Annotated in this window: 18 protein-coding genes and 1 tRNA gene; 13 read left to right on the forward strand and 6 right to left on the reverse strand. The window is 46.4% G+C overall.

Going from position 1 to position 19,618, the window contains the following annotated elements; genetic code table 11:
- The first annotated feature begins 12 nt into the window (after positions 1-12).
- The 6 genes from IEY13_RS08345 (at position 13) to IEY13_RS30415 (ending at position 8,265) form a co-directional block, all read left to right on the forward strand.
- A complete protein-coding gene (locus IEY13_RS08345) occupies positions 13-1,938 on the forward strand; it encodes a RagB/SusD family nutrient uptake outer membrane protein (RefSeq protein WP_188951528.1) in 1,926 nt (641 codons plus the stop codon).
- A gap of 30 nt (positions 1,939-1,968) precedes the next feature.
- Positions 1,969-4,821, forward strand: a complete 2,853-nt coding sequence (locus tag IEY13_RS08350; protein ID WP_188951529.1) for a SusC/RagA family TonB-linked outer membrane protein — start codon at positions 1,969-1,971, stop codon at positions 4,819-4,821.
- 24 nt (positions 4,822-4,845) lie between these two features.
- Positions 4,846-6,528 carry a RagB/SusD family nutrient uptake outer membrane protein gene (locus tag IEY13_RS08355; RefSeq protein ID WP_188951530.1) on the forward strand — a complete coding sequence of 561 codons (1,683 nt, stop codon included), beginning with the start codon at positions 4,846-4,848 and terminating at the stop codon, positions 6,526-6,528.
- A gap of 45 nt (positions 6,529-6,573) precedes the next feature.
- Positions 6,574-7,446, forward strand: a complete 873-nt coding sequence (locus IEY13_RS08360; protein WP_188951531.1) for a hypothetical protein — start codon at positions 6,574-6,576, stop codon at positions 7,444-7,446.
- Between the two features lie 209 nt (positions 7,447-7,655).
- Positions 7,656-7,985 carry a TM2 domain-containing protein gene (locus IEY13_RS08365; RefSeq protein WP_188951532.1) on the forward strand — a complete coding sequence of 110 codons (330 nt, stop codon included), beginning with the start codon at positions 7,656-7,658 and terminating at the stop codon, positions 7,983-7,985.
- The gene (locus tag IEY13_RS30415; RefSeq protein WP_188951533.1) at positions 7,954-8,265 is read left to right on the forward strand and encodes a DUF2752 domain-containing protein; all 312 of its coding nucleotides are present in this window, start codon (positions 7,954-7,956) and stop codon (positions 8,263-8,265) included. Before IEY13_RS08365 ends, IEY13_RS30415 begins: the two co-directional genes overlap by 32 nt.
- Positions 8,266-8,334: 69 nt before the next feature.
- Here IEY13_RS30415 and hxlA read toward each other — a convergent pair whose 3' ends face one another.
- Together hxlA and hxlB are read right to left on the reverse strand one after the other, a co-directional pair.
- A complete protein-coding gene (gene hxlA / locus IEY13_RS08375; protein WP_188951534.1) occupies positions 8,335-8,970 on the reverse strand; it encodes a 3-hexulose-6-phosphate synthase in 636 nt (211 codons plus the stop codon).
- 20 nt (positions 8,971-8,990) lie between these two features.
- A complete protein-coding gene (gene hxlB, locus IEY13_RS08380) occupies positions 8,991-9,575 on the reverse strand; it encodes a 6-phospho-3-hexuloisomerase (RefSeq protein ID WP_188951535.1) in 585 nt (194 codons plus the stop codon).
- A gap of 183 nt (positions 9,576-9,758) precedes the next feature.
- On the opposite strand from hxlB, the gene IEY13_RS08385 reads away from it, so the two are divergent.
- The 4 genes from IEY13_RS08385 to IEY13_RS08400 all read left to right on the forward strand — a co-directional run bounded on the left by IEY13_RS08385 (position 9,759) and on the right by IEY13_RS08400 (position 14,235).
- Entirely contained in the window at positions 9,759-10,625 is an 867-nt protein-coding gene (locus IEY13_RS08385) for a helix-turn-helix domain-containing protein (protein WP_188951536.1), read from the forward strand.
- Between the two features lie 210 nt (positions 10,626-10,835).
- A complete protein-coding gene (locus tag IEY13_RS08390) occupies positions 10,836-11,837 on the forward strand; it encodes a hypothetical protein (protein WP_188951537.1) in 1,002 nt (333 codons plus the stop codon).
- A gap of 210 nt (positions 11,838-12,047) precedes the next feature.
- The gene (locus IEY13_RS08395) at positions 12,048-13,988 is read left to right on the forward strand and encodes a T9SS type B sorting domain-containing protein (protein WP_188951538.1); all 1,941 of its coding nucleotides are present in this window, start codon (positions 12,048-12,050) and stop codon (positions 13,986-13,988) included.
- Between the two features lie 160 nt (positions 13,989-14,148).
- Positions 14,149-14,235 (forward strand) — tRNA-Leu (locus IEY13_RS08400).
- Between the two features lie 645 nt (positions 14,236-14,880).
- Here IEY13_RS08400 and IEY13_RS08405 read toward each other — a convergent pair.
- Positions 14,881-15,252, reverse strand: coding sequence for a hypothetical protein (locus IEY13_RS08405; RefSeq protein WP_188951539.1), 372 nt, complete (start codon positions 15,250-15,252; stop codon positions 14,881-14,883).
- Between the two features lie 208 nt (positions 15,253-15,460).
- Complete coding sequence (locus IEY13_RS08410; protein WP_188951540.1) at positions 15,461-15,808, reverse strand: hypothetical protein; 348 nt, start codon at positions 15,806-15,808, stop codon at positions 15,461-15,463.
- A gap of 105 nt (positions 15,809-15,913) precedes the next feature.
- Here IEY13_RS08410 and IEY13_RS08415 point away from each other — a divergent pair, with 105 nt between their 5' ends.
- The 3 genes from IEY13_RS08415 to IEY13_RS08425 all read left to right on the forward strand — a co-directional run bounded on the left by IEY13_RS08415 (position 15,914) and on the right by IEY13_RS08425 (position 17,766).
- Positions 15,914-16,141 (forward strand): hypothetical protein, encoded by a 228-nt coding sequence (locus tag IEY13_RS08415; protein WP_188951541.1) that lies wholly within the window; start codon positions 15,914-15,916, stop codon positions 16,139-16,141.
- Positions 16,142-16,335: 194 nt separating this feature from the next.
- Entirely contained in the window at positions 16,336-17,457 is a 1,122-nt protein-coding gene (gene ligD / locus IEY13_RS08420) for a non-homologous end-joining DNA ligase (protein WP_188951542.1), read from the forward strand.
- 12 nt (positions 17,458-17,469) lie between these two features.
- A complete protein-coding gene (locus IEY13_RS08425) occupies positions 17,470-17,766 on the forward strand; it encodes a hypothetical protein (RefSeq protein WP_188951543.1) in 297 nt (98 codons plus the stop codon).
- Between the two features lie 247 nt (positions 17,767-18,013).
- On the opposite strand, the gene IEY13_RS08430 is transcribed toward IEY13_RS08425, so the two are convergent.
- Complete coding sequence (locus IEY13_RS08430; protein WP_188951544.1) at positions 18,014-18,877, reverse strand: SDR family oxidoreductase; 864 nt, start codon at positions 18,875-18,877, stop codon at positions 18,014-18,016.
- Between the two features lie 66 nt (positions 18,878-18,943).
- On the reverse strand, positions 18,944-19,513 hold the full coding sequence (locus tag IEY13_RS08435) for a Crp/Fnr family transcriptional regulator (protein WP_188951545.1): 570 nt from the start codon (positions 19,511-19,513) through the stop codon (positions 18,944-18,946).
- Positions 19,514-19,618 lie beyond the last annotated feature (105 nt).

The raw sequence follows: 19,618 nt of genomic DNA on the forward strand, positions 1-19,618 counted from the left end.
AAACGAAAAACAATGAAAAAATTATATATTCCTTTAATGCTTGTTGCCGCCATAGGTACGGCGGGTATGATAACAGGCTGTACCAAAAACTTTCTGGAAAAGCCAAGGGGTGGCGATGTTACAGTGGATACTATTTTTCATACACAAAGGCAGGCGCAATATGCCGTAGCCGATATGTATGGCTGGTGTATACCTACCGGTTTTGTAATGAATGCTTCCGGCGACAGCCGTGAAGATGTACTTACCGATCAGGTACACCTGCTGCTGCCCGGTGCTGCCTGGGTAGCCGGCAACTTAAACTTTCAATATTATATAGCAGGTGGTATGGCCCCTACCTACAGCATAGACAGAGGCCCCATTACATCCCGCGGCAATACCGCTGCCACTGCCTTTACCGGCTGGTATAAAGCAATACGCAAAGCCAACCTGGTATTAAAAAACATTGGTTCGGTAACGGATGCTACCGAAGACTGGAAAACCGATGTAAAAGGCCAGGCTTTGTTTTGCCGTGCTATGGCGCACTACAGTGCTTTTCGCCTGTATGGCGGCATACCGCTGGTAAAAGATGTGCTGCTAGGTGATGGTAATATTTCCATTCCCCGTTCTTCTGTACAAACTGTGGTAGATACACTGGTAAGCTGGTGCGATGAAGCTGCTGCCCTGCTGCCCCCCGGCCGGTCAACCAACGACTATGGCAGGGTAACCAGTATTGCTGCACTGGCGCTGAAGGCAAGAGTATTACTGTATGCTGCCAGCCCGCTGTACAACACACCTGACAATATGAAGGCAGGTGTTACGGGCGCCCGCTTTGGTGATGCCAGAGACTCTGTTTTATGTTACACCAGCTACAACAAAGAACGCTGGAAAAGAGCCGCAGATGCCGCTAAAGCGGTTATTGACGCAGCCGGTGCTTCCGGGGTTACTTTATACAATACAGGTAAACCCCTTACCACTGCCAAAACAGATAACTACGCCGGTTTAGGTGATTATGAAGCTGTTTGCAACAACGTGTTTGGTACTACCGGCACCTATGGCAACCCTGAAATGATACTGGTAAACACCTACAACCACAACGATGCTAATAAAGATGGCTGGGCAGACTGGGGGCGGTACAACTCTTCTAAAGTGCGCATGATGGGCTGGGGTGCTAAAAACAATGTACCGGTTGAGTTTTTACAGGTATATGAGAAAAGAGATGGTACCAAATGGACGGCTACGCCTTCAGGTACGGACTTCAAAGCTTATTTCGAAGGGTTAAACCTGGACCCACGCGCTTATCAGAGCCTTGCCTGGGGTGGCCAGTGGTATAACAGCGGCAAAACCTTTCTGCCGTATTACAGGCAATCTGCAGATGGCGCTTATGCCAAAGGCAGCCTGGCAGATGATACCAACGCAGGCGATGGCACCGGCAGTGCCGTGGAATGTGCCAAGTTTGTAGCCCGTGTGGATAACAACAACGACAACCATTTTGCATGGCCTGTTTTTCGCCTGGCAGAATTTTATCTGAGCTATGCAGAGGCATTGAATGAATACAATGGCCCCTCAGCAGATGCCTTCCTGTATATGAACCTTATACGCCAGCGGGCAGGTATGCCGGATAAAGATGCCACCACCCTTACCGATCAGGTATCATTCAGAGCAGCTATTCAGAACGAACGTACCGTAGAACTGGCTTTTGAAGACCACAGGTATAACGATTTACACCGCTGGTTAACAGCCCATGTAGTGTTAAGCAAAACCTTCAATGGTTTTGCGGTAACCGCCTCTACCAACGGCATTACGCCCAAACCTACCAACCCGTACCTGAACTGGACGCTGGTTTCATACGGCGCCAGAACCTACCCGGCCAGGTACTACTATGTACCCTTCCCTTATACGGAAGTAAGTATGCGCTATTTAGGCGGTGCAAACTGGGATGGTCAGAATCCGGGATGGTAAAAGAGTTTATTGAACGTTTAAGCTGAAAAAATGAAATCTAACAACAAACATATTCTTGCCGGGCTATTGCTGCTTTCCGCAGCTACGGCTACACAGGCACAAACGCTGAATACCGTACTGGCCGATTCGCTGGCAGCGGCTACACGCGTAACAGAGAACAGGGTTGACATGGGCATACGCAACGAAAAAAAATGGCGTACCACAGGTGCAGTTTTTACCATTACCGGTGAAGAACTGTCCAGAACCAATGCCAGCAACCTGCTGAATACTTTACAGGCCAGAATACCAGGGTTATCTGTAGAAGCAGGTGCCGGTGAGCCCGGATATGACAATCCTTTCCTGTTCATACGCGGCCAGAGCAGCTGGAACGTGGCAGAGAATGCTTTGGCTATTTATCTGGACGGGTTTCAGGTAGATCTGAATGCATTGTCCGCCCTATCACCTTTCGAAATTGAAACCATTACGGTACTGAAAGATGCCGCAGCGGCAGCTGTGTATGGCTTTCGCAGTGGCACAGGGGTGTTAAGCATCCGTACCAAAGAAGGTACCACCAACGGCAAAACCAAAATAGAACTGAATGCCCGTTATGGCAACTTACGCCCCATAGCCATGCCTAAAGTAATGGATGCCTATGGTTATGTTACTGCCTATAACCAGGCTTTAAAGAACGATGGCTTGCCCATTAAGTACTACAATCCCGAACTGTATAAAGCAAGCGATGATCCTTTTCACCCGAATGTAAACTGGTACGATAAGGTGCTCAACAACAGTTCTGCCACGCAGGATTACAATCTTTCTTTCAGAGGCGGTAATAACAGAGCCCGCTTTTTTGTACTGGGTGGTCTTACCGATTTTAAAGGCGCTTACAAAGACGCCGATGCGGTAAACAAAGACTTTGGTACCAATGCTAAATTCAAAAGAATCAATCTGCGGGCAAATGTAAATGTGCAGCTGAATGCAAACCTTTCGGTAAAAGCAACCGTATCCGGTATTACAGAAGATCGTAACACACCTGCCGGTTTTACTGCTTCCCAGCTTTTTGCCAACCTGTTGCGTCTTCCTGCTGCTGCCTTTCCGGTAAAGAACCTGAACGGCACCTGGGGTAACAATGCGGTATACAACTTCAACCCTGTGCAGCTATTAAGGCAAAACGGTGTTTACAGTTCTCATACAAGAAGCCTGCAAACCAATATCAGTTTTGAACAGAAACTCGATGCCCTTACCAAAGGCTTATCCTTACACGGTGGTATTTCATACAGCAACCTGTATGTAGGCATACTGGAAAAGAGATTTGCCGTACCTTCTTACGAAATAACCAAAGATGCCTATGATAACCCGGTGATAGATGCCAACGGCAACGTAACCTATAAAGTACTGGGTGCTGTAAGCCAGGGTATTACCGATGCCGGTAACGACCACTGGAACAGAAACGCTGTACAGCTGGGCTTTAACTACGACAGAACTTTTGGCAAACATACTTTTACAGGCTTTTTACAGGCCACCCGCTCTGGCTACTCGCACGACGGACAATTATATGCTGTAGTAGAGCAGGGCTTACGCGGCTCTGTTACCTATGATTACAGTCAGAAATATGTAGCAGACCTTTCCTTTTCCTATGCAGGTTCCGGCGATTTTAAGAACGGTAGCCGTTACGGCCTGTTTCCTGCGCTGGGCTTAGGCTGGATAGCCAGCAACGAAGCTTTTCTGGCCAACAATAAAGTCATCAGCTTTTTAAAAGTAAGAGGCTCTTACGGCATTACCGGTAACACCAACGAAGCGTACCGCTTTCTGTTTGAAAAATGGGGCATTGGCGGCGGCGGTATTATACTGGGTACTACCAATACCACGTACGGCGGCCGTACAGAAGGCGCCTACCCTAACAGCAACTTTACATGGGAAGAAAAGAAAAGTGCTAACATTGGCGTAGACATAACACTGCTGAACAAACTGACTGCAACCATTGATGTGTTTACAGAAAAACGGAAAGGTATTCTGGAAGCCCCGGTAGGCGTTCCTCAATACACCGGCTTTACCTTCAGAAATACCAACACCGGGGAAGCCACCAATAAAGGAGCAGAAATTTCATTGCAGTATCGCGATAAAACCACAACCGGATTTGAATACTATGGTGGCGCAACCTTAGCCTACGCCCGTAACGAAATAACCAGAAGATCTCAGGAGGCACAGCCTTATGACTACCTGTACGAGAAAGGTTACAGAATTAACCAGTACAGAGGCCTGCAGAACGCCGGCTTTTATCAGGTAGCGGATTTTGATGCCAATGGCAACGTGGCAGCTGGGGTGGTTAAATCAACTTACGGTCAGGTACGCCCCGGCGATCTGAAGTATGCAGACATTAATGGCGACGGCATTATTAACGATTACGATAAAACCCCGCTACGGTTTACCAAACTGCCTGAGATGACGCTTGGCTTTAACATCGGTTTCAAATATGCAGGTTTTGATTTTGATGCGTTTGTACAAGGCATCATGAACAGAACGGTAAACCTGCTGGACGAAGCGTTTACCTATACGCATCCTTTAGCCAACAACAACAACATTACTGCCTTTTCCAGTAACCCCTGGACGCCTGAAACAGCGGCAACCGCCACCTCGCCCCGCTTGTCCACCCTGGCCAACAACAACAACGAGCAGCAGGCCGATTTCTGGCTCCGCAACGGTAACTACTTTAAACTGCGCAGTGCTGAGCTGGGTTATACCCTGCCCGCTAAAAAGTTTCTGAAGCGGTTTGATATACTGCGGGTGTATATAAGCGGTAACAACCTGCTCAGCACCAAAATTGACGGGCTGGAGCCGGAGCGGCTGTCTATGGGTTATCCTTTAATGAGAACCATTACCGCAGGCATCAAGGCAAAATTTTAGAACGAACACTTGAAATTCTACAGGATGAAAAAGAATCATTATATCATCATAGCTGTCATGATTGCAGCCTTCGGTGCTGCTTCATGTAAGAAGGACTATCTGGATGTAAAAAAGATACCCGCCGATATGCCGGTTGAACTGATGTATAAAAGGTACGATTATATACAGGGTATTGTATGGAATGCATACAGCTACCTGCCCGATGGCTTTGCCTGGCTGGACATGGAAGCCGCAACAGATGATGCGTACCATACCTTTGTAGGCAACCGTTCTCATATATTCAACTATGGCGTATGGAACCAGTTTAACAACCCGGATGGCGTATGGGCTAACTACTTTAACGGCATTTTCCAGGCCAACCTGTTTCTGAAACATAAAGGAGAGGCTGATTTATCGTCTATCGCCAACAGTATTGTAAACAACGATTCCACTGCTTATAAAAGAGCTGTTTCGAATCTGAAGTTTATGGAGGGCGAATGTCATTTTCTGAAAGCCTTCTTTTACTTTGAACTGGTAAAACGTTATGGTGGCGTGCCTATTATTAATGAGCCGCTGGATTACAACAAGCCGGAAACCTGGCAGGGCTTACAAAGAAACTCCGTAGATGAGTGCTTTAAATACATCGCCTCCTTACTGGATAAAGCAGCAGTAATTATTCCGGACAGCGTACGCACCAACTCCGCCACCAGCTGGTACGAAAGCGGCAGGGTAACTTACGGCGCCATTAAAGCGCTTAAAGCAAGAGCATTGTTATATGCAGCCAGCCCCTTGTATAAAGAAGCCGGTTCTACCTTTACCTGGGCTGACGCAGCAGCCGCCGCCCATGAGGTAATAGCCATGAACGTGTTTAACCTGGATGCCTCTTATGCCAACCTGTCCGGTGCCGCTAACGTATCTTCTGCAGAAGCCATCTTTTTCAGAAGGCATGGCGCCCAGAACGGCCTGGAAAGAAACAACTTTCCTATTGTGTTTGAAGGCAGCAACGGTAACAGCCTTACCCCCAGCCAGAACTTTGTGGATGAGTTTGAAGTAAAAACCGGCTCCACCTCAGTTCCGTTCGACTGGAATAATATAGCCCACGCATCCAGCCCCTACGCCAACAGAGATCCACGCCTGGCTGCCACCGTGGTAACCAACGGCACCTCCTTTAAATCCACCACCATTCAAACCTACATTGGTGGCAACAGCGGCCAGCCCAAACTGAATGCAACCAAAACCGGCTATTATTTATCCAAGCACGTTAACCAGAGTGTAGACCTGCTTAACAATACCACTACCACCCACCAGTGGTTGTATATCCGCTATGCTGAGGTACTGTTAAACTATGCAGAAGCCATGCTGAATGCCTATGGTGCCGCTGCAGACCCACAGGGCTATGGCATGACGGCACTACAGGCTATTAACAGGGTAAGAACCCGTAGCACCATGCCTGCCTTAACAGATGTTACTGCTGATGCTGTTGTGCACGAACGCAGGGTAGAGCTGGGCTTTGAAGGCCACCGCTGGTGGGATATGCGCAGATGGAAAAAAGCCAACGTTTTTGCACAACCTGTAAGAAGCATTACTATAACCCTTAACGGTTCCAACTTTGTATATACCCCAACCAAGCTGGAAGACAGAGTGTATGATGCCTCTAAAATGAACTGGTACCCTATTCCACAGGCCGAAATAACCAAAACCGGATGGCAGCAGAATACCGGTTGGTAATCCTTACAAGTAAAGCTTAGCACAAATACTATTAATAGTAAGATTATGAAGTTATCAATAGTTAACAAAATAATATCCGCCATAGCACCGCTGGCCACCGGCGCACTGGTGCTTACCGGATGTACCAAAGAATCTAACGGCAGTTACGAAGTATATGCACCCGTAGATAGTCTGGCAGCCACTTTTACCGTAACACCCGTAGCAGGCAACGACACTAAATTTGTAATTACCAACACTACCAAAGGTGACTGCGTGGGTACGCGTTGGGATGTGGGCAAAGGCGGCGGAGCTGCCATGGGAAAAACCACAGATACCATTTTTTATCCGCTGGCAGGCACCTATACTATTAAAATGCAGGCGCTGGATAAAAGAGGTAAACTCTACAGTGCCCAGCCGGTAAGTATTACCACCACCAAAAACGATGCGGCCTACGACAACCTGCTCAAAGGCAGTAAAATGAATGCCGGAGACGATCAGTTCTGGGGTAAGTATGATGCCAATGCAACCAAAATAATCTGGACACTGGCCAACAATGCCTACACCGCTACTACAGCCACCCGCCCCACTACCGCTTCTGTAAACGGGGGTATTTACCAGGCAGTACAGGTGGTAGCCAATAAAACCTACCGCTTTACCACCAACGCCTCTTACGGGGTAACACAGGATGCCTGGTTTCAGGTATACTTTGGCCAAAGCGTACCCGGTGATGGTAAGGATTATAGCGATAACCAGAAACTGAATTTTATTAACTGGGGCACCTGGACAGCCTTCAGCGGCACCAGAACTGTAGATGTAACCTTTGGCGCCAGCGGTACTATTTACCTGGTAATTAAACTGGGGTGCAACGCTTCTGCCGGACATTTCAGCCCCCAGGGTATTAGTGTAACCAATGTAGACTTCCGTCGTATTCAGGAATAACTTTCATTCGCATATAAGCAGACAGATACAACAAGCCGCCTTCATTCCTGGAGGCGGCTGCTTTTTGAAGCAGTGCTTGCATAATTTTGCACTAACACCCGCAATAATGCTTTTTTTGGGGGGCACCAATCCATTGTTGGTAAGCACGTTTCCTATTTTACCATGTAAGAAATTATTCTTATCATGCGCCAAAATTTAAAACCCTTATTATGTTTTGTTCAAACTGCGGAGCACAAATTGACGACAAAGCTGTTGTTTGCGTTAAATGCGGAGTTCCAACAAACAACTATTCAACCCAATCAGGAACAGGTTCCCACTATGTAGATCCTTCCGAAGGTTACGATTGGCTTACTACCCTGTTGCTTTGCTTTTTCCTGGGCGCTTTTGGAGTGCATAGCTTTTACACCAAAAAAACCGGTATTGGCGTTGCTCAGTTAATTACACTAGGCGGTTGCGGTATCTGGGCGTTGGTAGATCTTATCATGATTATTGTAGGAAGCTATAAAGATGGCCAGGGTAGATTCCTCGTTAGGAGATAAGCTTTTGTTTGCTGTATGGCTGCTCATTCCCCTGCTGATTTTTCAAATTAACTACCACAGCGGGAATGAGCACTTTACTTTGTGCCTTTTTAAAAATATTACCGGAAACAGCTGTTATGGTTGCGGGGTATTAAGAGGCATCTCCGCCTGTATGCACCTGAATTTTGAAGCAGCATACCACCTCAACCACCTTAACGTTCTATCCATTCCGCTGCTTACTTTTCTGTACTTCAAAAAACTGTGGCAAACAGGAACGGCCTTTTTCAGGCTTCCGCAATAAGCCAGACTTGTTGTAAGCGCATTATAAAAGCAGCCCACCCTTATAGGGGCAGGCCGCTTTCTTTCGCTTTTAGTTTACCGCATCCATTGCTTCGCGTAATGCTCTGGCAGCAGCAGCAGGGTCAGCAGCTGCATAAATAGCCGCGCCGGCTACCGCCACTTTAACGCCTGATTTTACCACTGCCTGTACATTCTGCAGATTAACACCACCTGCAATAGATACCGGCGTGTTGGCCACAGCAGCCTCATCTATCAATACCTGAATAGAATATCCGGGAGTCCATTGTTCATCCAGTCCTGCGTGCAGTTCTACAAACTCTGCTCCTAACGCTGCTGCTTCCTTCGCTCTTGTTACACGGTCAGGAGCGCCAATGGTATCAACCACCACACCTTTGCCATGTGCCTTAGCAGCTTTTACTGCACCTGCAATAGTAGCATTACCTGCCACACCTAAAACCGTAACCAGGTCAGCCCCTGCCTTAAAAGCAATATCCGCTTCCAGCTCGCCCGCATCCGCAGTTTTCAGATCTGCAAATACAATTTTATCAGGATGCGCCTGCTTCATAGCCGTAATAACACTCACGCCCATGTTCTTAATAAGCGGGGTACCTAACTCTATAATATCTACATACGGGGCTACCTTACCCGCTAACGCCAATGCTTCTTCTGTAGTAAGCAGATCTATTGCCACTTGTAACTTTGCCATAATACTATTGTTTATTTTGATTATTCTATATTAGCGTGCAGCTTCCACATCACTTCCGGCGGTGTACCGCTTAAAGTCCACATACTCTGAAACAGTGCATCCATTACCAACAATACACTTTGTTCAAAAAGACTACCTGCATATTGTTGCGTAATTGTTCCATGAAAATCCTGTTTCTGCGCAGCAGGTATCACCAGCACTGCCTGCGCAAAAGCAGCCAGTGGCGATTGCTTTACTGTTGATACTGCTGCCACCATTGCGCCTGCTGCATGGGCTTTTTCAGCGGCTTTAACTATGGAGCTGGTAGTGCCCGATCCGGAGGCAGCTATTAACACATCCCCTGATGTTATTGCGGGCGTAGTGGTTTCTCCTGCTACATATACCGTAAGCCCCAGATGCATAAACCGCATGGCTGCCGCTTTCATCATCAGTCCGGTGCGCCCCGCTCCTATAACAAATATCCTTTTAGCCTGTAACAGCAGTTGCGTAAGGGCAACTGCCTCTTCAACAGATACCCCTGTAATAATCCGGCTATTCTCCTCCGCTACTGTATGCATATCTGCCTGCAAACGGCTTTGTAAAACACTATCCTCAAAAGAAAACATGGTTCATATTTGTAAGAGCAAAACTACTTCCTCCACCTGCTGTCAGCTTTACACTATCAGCCCAATACATTGGATAATCAGGAAACCCGGCGGCAGAGAAGTGAACATAGTACCATGTTATGGGAAAATTATCCAATCAGTACCGCGTACCTTTACTTATTATAATTGGAAAAGCGAGCAGGCATGGCAGAGAATGAACATCAATTACAACTGAACCACACTCTTTTATATATCAGGAACCTGGACAGTTGCCCACCCGGTTACTTATACGATCCCGCCCGGAAAGACTTTTTTGAAGTACTATGGCTACAGGATGAGTATCCTTTACACAAAACCACTGCTGAACTGGCAGCCGTAAAAGGGCAATGGATTTACCTGATGCCGCCTTACCGGGTGCACCAGTTAAACAAAGCAGGTAAAAAGGGAATTCTTTTTTCTTTTAAACGTGAGTTACTGGAGGAGCAGGATAAAGATTTTGCTTTAGATGTATTCCGCGTATTTAACCTGAGCGGTGAATTTACCATCATGCAGCTTACCAGCGACATGGTAGAGCGGTTGACAAAAGTATACGATCTGCTTGCAGCCGAATACCGGGATAATTCCGGCAACATAGCCATGATTAAATCGTTGCTCAAAGTCTTTCTTCTGCATCTCATTAAAATGAAGAAGGAAGAGTTTACCACGCTGGATATTAATCAGAAGCGTGCCTATGAATTTCTGCTGTTACTGGAAGACAATTATATTAATGAAAGAAGCGTTCAGTTTTATGCCGATAAATTGGGCCTTAGCACCAAACGCCTGAATCAGGTATTAAAAGAAGTGCTGAATGAAACCAGTACGCAACTATTGCACGACCGTCTGATACTGGAAGCCAAAAGACAGATTATTCACAGCGAAAACAGCGTTAAAGAAATTGCATGGCTGCTGGGCTTTAAAGATCGTCCCTATTTTAGCCGGTTCTTTAAAGTACATACCGGCCAGACTCCGGAGGCATTTCAGCAACACGTAAAACATCACATGGATACCCTGCTGAATACATTGATTGCGTAAAGAATAAGGAGAAAAAAGGTCTATTCGCCACTGCTATTTTGATTCCCGGTATGTAAAATCGTATGGAAACAAATCCGGGTCTGCTTTGGCAGCATAAATGTTAACAGATTTTTTAAGACCCTCATTAACGTGAACCATTCCATATTACTTATTTTGCCCATATAAATAACTACCATTACTTAAACTACACACCTTACCACCCTTTTACATATGAAGCCACTTGTACAACTATTACTCGCCTCTTTACTGCTAACCAGTTGTTCCAAAACCGAAAAAGGAGACAGTTTGTTTGATCCGGACAATACCAAAAAATCTTTTCCGGCATCCACAACCGGTTCAAACAGTATTCTGGATTATTATAACTTTTCCTCCGCACCCAACAATGGCAGTTTTGCCTTGTACGGTTTTACCACCGGCAACTCCGTTACCACACCCGAAACTGCCAATACCAATACCGATACCCTCACTTCTCTTACGCCCTTAACAGCCAACGGTGCTTTTTACGATCAGAAGGGAGATGTACGCCAGGGCGGCACGGTATTATTTGCCGGTCTTACCCTGCAGTCCGGATTATCCGGGGGCAACACTTATTTTGTAGACACCGTTGCAAGCAGAACGGGCATAGGAAGCGCCATGTCTGCTTCGGGGTATATTGACTATAGTGTTTTTCATGGTAAAAAAATACCGGTAACCCTTAATCCCGATTATGGTGTTGCCAATTCGCCTACGCGCGGCGCAACCGATAGCTTGTACATTCCCCTTACCATACGCTTTAATAAAACTGCCACACCTTTCTACACCGATAGCATGGGCAGTTCTATCCTGGCTGTTTACAGCAAAAACTATAATACTCCTATACAGTGGAACGCCGATCCGCAGAATACCAATGGCGTTGTTATTATTATTGAATACGACCCTGAATTCAAATTAAACACCGACTATTGGGCACCACAAACGCCACCTGAAAAAAGACATTTGTACGCCGCAATACGTGTACCAGATAACGGACAGTATACCTTTACACCGGAAGACTTACAAGGGCTGCCCACCAACTGCATGGCTAAACTTTTTATAGGACGCGCCGTGCACAAGCAGCTTAACGACAAATCCGGCACCGGCACCTATGCTGTTTATGCGGCAACCACCCTGGTCACCCTCTGCAGAATTTCTCAGTGCGGTGCTTCGGCGCCAACACCATGTACCGTTCAGTAAAAATCAGCTACTAACCACACGCCCCGGCATTACATTAAACAAATTACAAATACTTGCCGGGCAGGTTTTCTCATGGAAAGGGAATTAATGCCAAATGCAGCGGCATACACCTGTATGGCCGAATAAATTTATAATACCCGGCCATACAGGTGTATACTTCAATCAGTATGCCTATATTTATCCCGCATTCTAAATCCCTGTAATCCCCCTATGCCCATGCTGAAAGCCAAAAGTGTGCTGTTATTCGTGCTTGTTATATTTTCCTTGCCAGCCAAAGCCAAAACATTTATAGTAACCGGTAAAGCAGAAGGCCATACAAGCACGGTTTCCGAACCCAGTTTTGATGACAGTAAAATTAAAGTAACCGACCCCACCTGCGGACTGCTTAACGGAAGTATAACAGGTATTACGGTACAGGGAGCTGAAAGCTTCTTCTGGATTAAAACGTTCAACAACAGCAGAGACACCGTATCAAAAACCATTGATTTGCTGAATGCAGGGCCGGGAGATTATTCGCTATATGCAGTACCTGCCACTCTAACTAACGGAGCCTCTATAAGCCGTTATACAACCATTACTTTAATTGACCGCAGCCCTAAAGTAATTTCAGACTACTCCAATATATCCAACCCTTCGTGCGGGCAGTTCAGCGGTATTATCTCTGGTGTATTTGTAACCAATGGCTCTCCTTCTGTAATGTCTTTCTGGAAAAATGAAGCCGGAGATACCATTAGCGAAACCTCCTATATAGACCGTTTGCCAGCCGGTAGTTTTAAATACTATGCTATTGATACCCTGCAAGGCTGCCGGGATAGTTCTGTGCTGTTTACACTGGTAAACACCACCGGCCCCACACTTAAAACGGCAGGGGTAAACATACATGCTGCCACCTGCCTCAACACACGCGATGGCAGCATTCTGAATATTACCGCAGAAAATGTAACAGGAGCAGCTTTTGCACAATGGATAAGTGAAGCAGGCGTAATAGTATCCTCTTCTTTAGCATTACAACAGGTACCTGCAGGAAAATACAGGCTGAAATACAAAGACCAGTCACGCTGCGATACTATTCTTACCCCCTGGTTCACTATACCCTACCAAAATACACCGGTAAATACAAGTACACTGCAATATGAGAAGCAGGATGCATTTTGTGGCCTGGCAAACGGCTACTTCCATGTGCTCAATTTTCCCAACGCTGCTAACTACACTTTTCAGTGGACAGACAGTGCTGCTGCCGGTTACCCGTCTGCCGGTACAACGTTGCAATTGAATCAGGTGTCTAAAGGCAATTATTATTTAACGGCTACGTCAGCGGCAGGCTGCCGTCAAACTGTTGCCCATGCCGTTATTGATACGCTTACACAGCCGCGGATTCAGCAGCGGCCTGTTATAGCCAATGATGTTTGTAACGGAAGCACAGGTTCTATTACCGGCGTTTCAGTTACAGCAGGTACCGGAAAACCGCCTTTCCGGTATCAGTGGTACAATGCACAACAAAGCGAAATTGCTGCTACACAAAACCTGATAAACGTAACAGCGGGCGATTACAATCTGGAGGTGAAGGACAATAACGGCTGCATTGCAAAAGCGGGCCCCTGGCAGGTAAAAAACGACAGCAAAGTATTTCAGAAACCCGAATACCCTACCCCCCTATATATACCCAAAACCAGCAGCGCCACACTGGAAACAAAAAATCCCCAGACGGGCATTTACTGGCTAACTGCCATTGGCCAGGCCCAACCATCGCAACAAAACAACAAGGGAATTTTCATCATCAACAACATACAAAACGATCAGCAATACACCGTACAGCTAAAAGTAGGCAGTTGCGAAAGTCTGCCTGCCACCATCAGCATTATTGCCTTAGATAAAACAGAAGTGTACATGCCAACCGCGTTTACCCCCAATAACGATGGAAAAAACGATGTAATGCGGCCAACCGTAAAAGGCTATATCAGCAATGCCCGGTTTATGGTGTATGACCGGTGGGGACAAACCATATTCAGCACCAGCAATGTTACCCAGGGTTGGAACGGACGACACAATGGTGTTTCATGTGTTCCGGGCACTTATGTATATACTTTATCAGGCTATGATATACACAACCTTCCCATCCGGTTGAACGGCACCTTTGTTTTAATGCGGTAAAACCTGCGGCACTTACCGTTTCCTGATTTTTTAAAAAATTTGCATCTATTTTTTGGTGGAAAAAGAAACAATTCTATATTTGCACTCCCAACGACAACACAACGGGTTGATTCTGAGGGATTAGTTCTTTAGACCTGAGTTTTTAAGTTTCTTTTTACCTGCCCAGATGGCGAAATTGGTAGACGCACTGTGTTCAGGTCGCAGCGCCTGCAAGGGTGTGCTGGTTCGAATCCAGTTCTGGGCACCATATAGCCTTGTAAGTCATTGACTTGCAAGGCTTTTTTATTTTACGATTGTCATTTTTCAACTGTTTTGTCCGCTTCCTACCGCATTTTTTGACAAGCAAATGACAAGCAGAATAACAAGCAGTAATCTCTACTCAAGCAAGCAACTACCCCATTATTTAAAGTGTTCAATAGCGGGCCTTTTTGGCATCTATTCATACCCTGAATCCAAACTAATTAATTTAGCAAACCATACAAAAGCAGGTTAAAATTCCCCTTCAGTAAAAGTCCTGCCATTCTTGTTGAGCAGGCCTAAAAGAACCCACATTTGTACCAGGTATCGCGTTTATAAGTAAAGGATGAACTACAGGATGAAGTAAACAGAGGCTCTCTGTGAAGATTGTTGAAAGATGACCTGCCTCTCTTATAAAAAGCTTTCTTACCCTCAGTTCTCTATTCTGCCCTGCACAGGGCTAATACTTCCTGAAGGCAACAAAATCCCCGGAAACAGGAAAAAAGGGGAAACCCTTTAAAGCATAAAGGCTGCTATGGCGCCACGAAGGAAGCTGCTTTTTCACGAAAAAGCCTGGATATGTACAATTGGCGCAAAAAGGAGCTTGCTACGTGGTGCAAACACCTTCGCTCCTGCTACCTGGAAACGAACAAAGTCAGTTGGCTGAAACAGCGCCATCAAAGAGGCTGGCATCTTCTTCCAGCAGCAGAATATTTTTCAACACCTTACTTTCGGTGATTCGGCCTTTTCTGATCAGGTTTTCGACACCATTCAGGATAAATGCACTTTCAGCCTCATCCTCTATCACCCTGATAATGCCGGAAGCAGCATACTGATATTTACGGCTCTGATCGAGAAAGCGTGACAGATACTGTCCACGTTCTTTATAATCCACAACCAACATGGTAATGTTGTCGCTGAAGTGATAAGTGGCGCCCTGCCCAAAGGGCATATTGAGCGTATATATACTGTAATAAAGAGCGCTGCCTTCTATCCGTTCCAAAATAACACTAACACTATTTTTCATATCAGGGGGACAAATGTATGTCCATTCATTTTATTCAGTATGTATTAAGACTTCCCAATGCCTGATATAAGCTGTAATTTTAAACAGCAGTATCAGCAACGCCCCGGATTCCCTGCACTTCAAAGGGTTGTTACGGAAAACTGTATGTAAAGCGCTCAGTCAGAATCTCCATATCAACCAGAAGAGAAACCGGCGGTCAGCCGGTTTCTTATGGATTAATCTGGTACCAGCGGGGGCCCATACGTTTAATCTCTGCTATGTTACGTACCCTCATCGCGGGAGCGTTCTTTCTGCTGAGGTATTCATTAAATTTTCTACCTGCCACACTATGCTTACTGAGTTGAACCACCTCAAATTCTCTGACAGTGTGCGCTCCATATTTATGTAGTACCACCTTTTCAAGATACCAGAATACAGTATCCACGTCCTCCTCATACTGCCTCAGAACAACAGTACCTTTTCCATTGAATAATATGACGGTGACACGATAGATAGGCATCCCGGCAAAAATACTAACTATATTAGCATCCCACGCACCTGAATTGAATTTTTTCATTTCCTATATGTAATGACCTGCGAAAATACTATCGACATTTAATCTTTTGCTAAGCTGTGACATACAAGGGATCTGTACATTCGTAATGCCAGACAACCTGATATTATGATGTATAAGAATCCTGTGATTATAGAATATGAGTATAAAGACACCCCATTCCTTGCCTGGCTTTACATTCACCGCCTCAACACCATGGAATACCTGGTAGAAACGCTGACCCCATTCAGAAATAACATCCTGCGGCTTAATCATGATGCAGAATGGGAAGAAAACGGCCAGGTAACACCACTATCTGAAGCCATTGGCAGAGGAATTGAAAAAGTGAATATGTAACTGGGTAGCTTAAGTCCTCTCCCGCCTTTTTTATTTTAATCGCTCCAGTAGAACCGGTTCTGACACGGAAAAGCTGCACAAAGACCAGGAAGCTGAAGTGAGTGACACAACCACAGCTCCATAAAGCCGTAAAAGTCCGCAAAACACCTCCCTCCCAGGCACAATTATTTTGGCTGCTTCTGCAAACAGCAGCTATGCCAGCAGTGAAATCCAGACAACGCAGCCGCAGAGAACCTATGCCGGACAAGATAGAGCCGATGCTGTGTACACTTACAAGAGAGCCGGTAAACGACCCCGGTTATCTGTATGAAATCAAGTGGGATGGCTATCGGATCATAAGTTATAAGACAGGAAAAAACATAACGATGCAGTCACGCAGCGGGCTGGATTACACGGCAAAGTATCCACCTGTACAACGCGCCCTCCGGAAACTTAGTATAGACTGTATTATAGACGGAGAAGTAGTAGTGTTCAATGAAGAAGGCATGCCAGACTTTGACGCCCTGCAGCGCTTTAATGGTCAGGAATCCGGCATTACCTACGTTGTATTTGATCTGCTGTGGCTCGATGGTGAAAACCTGATGGAAAAGCCGCTCACAGATAGAAAAGCAGCGTTAAAGAAACTGGTGGACGGAAAAGAAGGCTTTCTGTTCAGTGAATCATTTGATGACGGCCTGGCATTATATCAGGAGATGCTGGACAGAAACCTGGAAGGCATCGTAGCTAAAAAGCGGGACAGCCTGTACGAGCCGGGAGCCAGAAACTATCACTGGCTGAAAACACCCACCATGAAAAGGCAGGAGTTTGTTATAGGCGGATGGGCAGAATCAGATAAATCACGGGCCTTCCGCAGTCTGCTGTTCGGTGCATACAACAACGGCGAACTGGAATGGATCGGCCGCTCAGGCGGTGGATATAAGGAAGCAGAAATGCCGGGTATATTAAAGAAACTGAAAGCACTGGAGACCGGCGAAAGCCCTTTTGTAAATAAGGTACTGGACACGAAAGGCGCAGTGATACATTGGGTAAAACCTCAGCTGGTGGCCAATTTCAGCTTTGCTACCTGGACAAAATCAGGCCGCATCCGCAAGCCTGCCACCTTTTTAGGGTTCCGTAAGGATAAAAAAGCAAAAGACGTGGTAAGGGAGATTGCACGGAAGACCGATGAAGTAGCCCGGGTACTCTCAGAAGCGCCGGCCAAAGTGACGGGTAAGAAAACAGTCAGAAAGAAAAAAATTACCGAAAACAGGAATAGCGGAGAGTCAGCCGATCCGTATGGGAAGCATACCGGCAAAAAGCGTATCACCACCTCCTAAAATAATAATATTATGGAATCGATGAATCTGGATGGTCTGGAAGTCATTTCTGTGGATTATGAAAATGACAACCTCCCAAAGGCGGTAAAAGAACTGCGACCTGCAGTATATAAAGATGGAACAGATTATTGCGCTATTATCGGACCTGATCCGCAGGCGGGTGTATCGGGCTGCGGAGCAACTCCGGCAGACGCATTGAATGACTGGAATGCAAAGTTGCCGGAACGCATCTCTTCACCTAAACCGGATGACGAACTTGCACAGGAAATGACAGATGCTTTGTCCCTCCGTAAGGATGATGTATGGTAAATCTACCGCATTCAACAACGCACGAAATCGAAAACATCAAAATACAACGACTGACTTAAAGAGATCGCTGCTATTTGCAACATTGCGAAGCTGCTGACTACACACGTCACTTGTCACACGTCTGCTAAGAATCTGACCTTGTTACAATTTTATGCCGCAGGTCGTTGTAAATATGCTGCCCCGGTGTTCGTTTACCGGACGAGCACCGGGGATCACAAAAGGATCAAGACCGGTAATGACAAGCGGCTTAGGCTAACAACTCCCTAAGTCCGTAGGCTTCCATGGTCTTGTTGAATTCGATCTGCGTGCCTTTGTTGATGGCGCTGATGAACTGCCCGGTGGTCGGGTCGACCACGGTTCTTACCGGTCGCTCACCCTTCGGCGCGCCGATCAGTTTGACCACCGCGTCGGCGATATCCTGAGGATCCGGCTTATGGGTCTCAAAAAGCTGACCGATAGCGCTAAATATCTTTCCGGGATAATCGTCAAGCGCTTTGTAGCCCTCGGCGACCGCGATGTCAGTACCCGCCTGTACTTTTGAACCCATTTCGGTGGGAAAGCCGCCCGGTTCAAGAATGACTACATCAACGCCCAAGGGCCTGAGCTCGTAATAAAGGCCCTCACTCAGTCCTTCCAGGCTAAACTTTGAAGCACAATACATGGTAAAGAACGGGAAGCTGACCCGTCCAAAACCGCTGGTCACGTTGATGATCAGACCGTCAGACCGTTCACGCATGCCGGGCATAGCCAGTTTCATCAGTCGCCACGGACCGATTACGTTGATGTCCAGCATGCGCTGCAGATCGGCGGGGGTGGACGTTTCTCCTACGCCGAACATACTTGCTCCCGCATTGTTCACCAGAACATCGACCTTTCCTTCCGCGGCGATAATGCTGTCGAAAGCTTTTTTGACACTTGCTTCATCGGTCACCTCAAGATCCACCACGGTAACGTTTTCCACCCGGGACAAGGCCTGTGCCTTTTCCGCATTTTTACCTGTGGTATCTCTCATGGTGGCATAGACCTTATGCCCAAGGGCTGCAACACTTTGAGCGGTCAGCCAACCGAACCCACTGTTGGTCCCTGTGATCAGTACGACTTTTTTATTCATTGTTACCATTTACACAAATGTTGAAATCTTTTACTTATAACCGTTTATCATATGGTAAAAAATGAGCTAACGCAGATTTTTTCTGATCCTGCTGAGCGATTGCTGGGTAACGCCGACATAGGAAGCGACATAGGCCAGCGGGATGCGGGTGGCCAGAGCGGGAAAGCTTTCAAGGAATGATAAATAACGCTCGGTAGCATCATTGGAGACCATCGGACTACGTCTGGAAATGGATTCGTTCAGGCATTTTTTTACCATTTTGGTCTCTATGGCGCCCCAGGTTACGATCGTCGCCAGTAGTTCGTCCCAGTCTTCCCTCGTAAATACAAGTAGTTTGCAACCGGTGACGGTCTGTATGTATTCAGCCGAAATGATCTGCGCCTCAAATCTTGGAAAATCTGTGATGAACTGGCCTTCCCCGACAAAATAGTGGGTGACCTCCTGACCTTTATTATTGTAATAGCAAAACCGAAGTACACCTTCCAGAATAAAGCCGACCTGCTTTGGCACTTTGCCTGCTTCGGAAAAGTAAGCCTCTTTCGGAAGTTCGAGGAGTTTGGCTTTGCTGGTCACCAGTTCCGCCTGCTGTTCATTTAGTGTATCGAATTGCTGTAAATAATCAAGGAGTTCTTGCATATAATAAAGATCACAATAATTTCAGGGCAAGCATTTACCATATGGTAAAAAATGATGAGGCTAACGATTCACGCGAGTATCGCTTATCCCGGCACGAGCCTTATC

It is taken from the genome of Filimonas zeae, from assembly GCF_014641615.1.
Taxonomy (GTDB): Bacteria; Bacteroidota; Bacteroidia; order Chitinophagales; family Chitinophagaceae; genus Filimonas; species Filimonas zeae.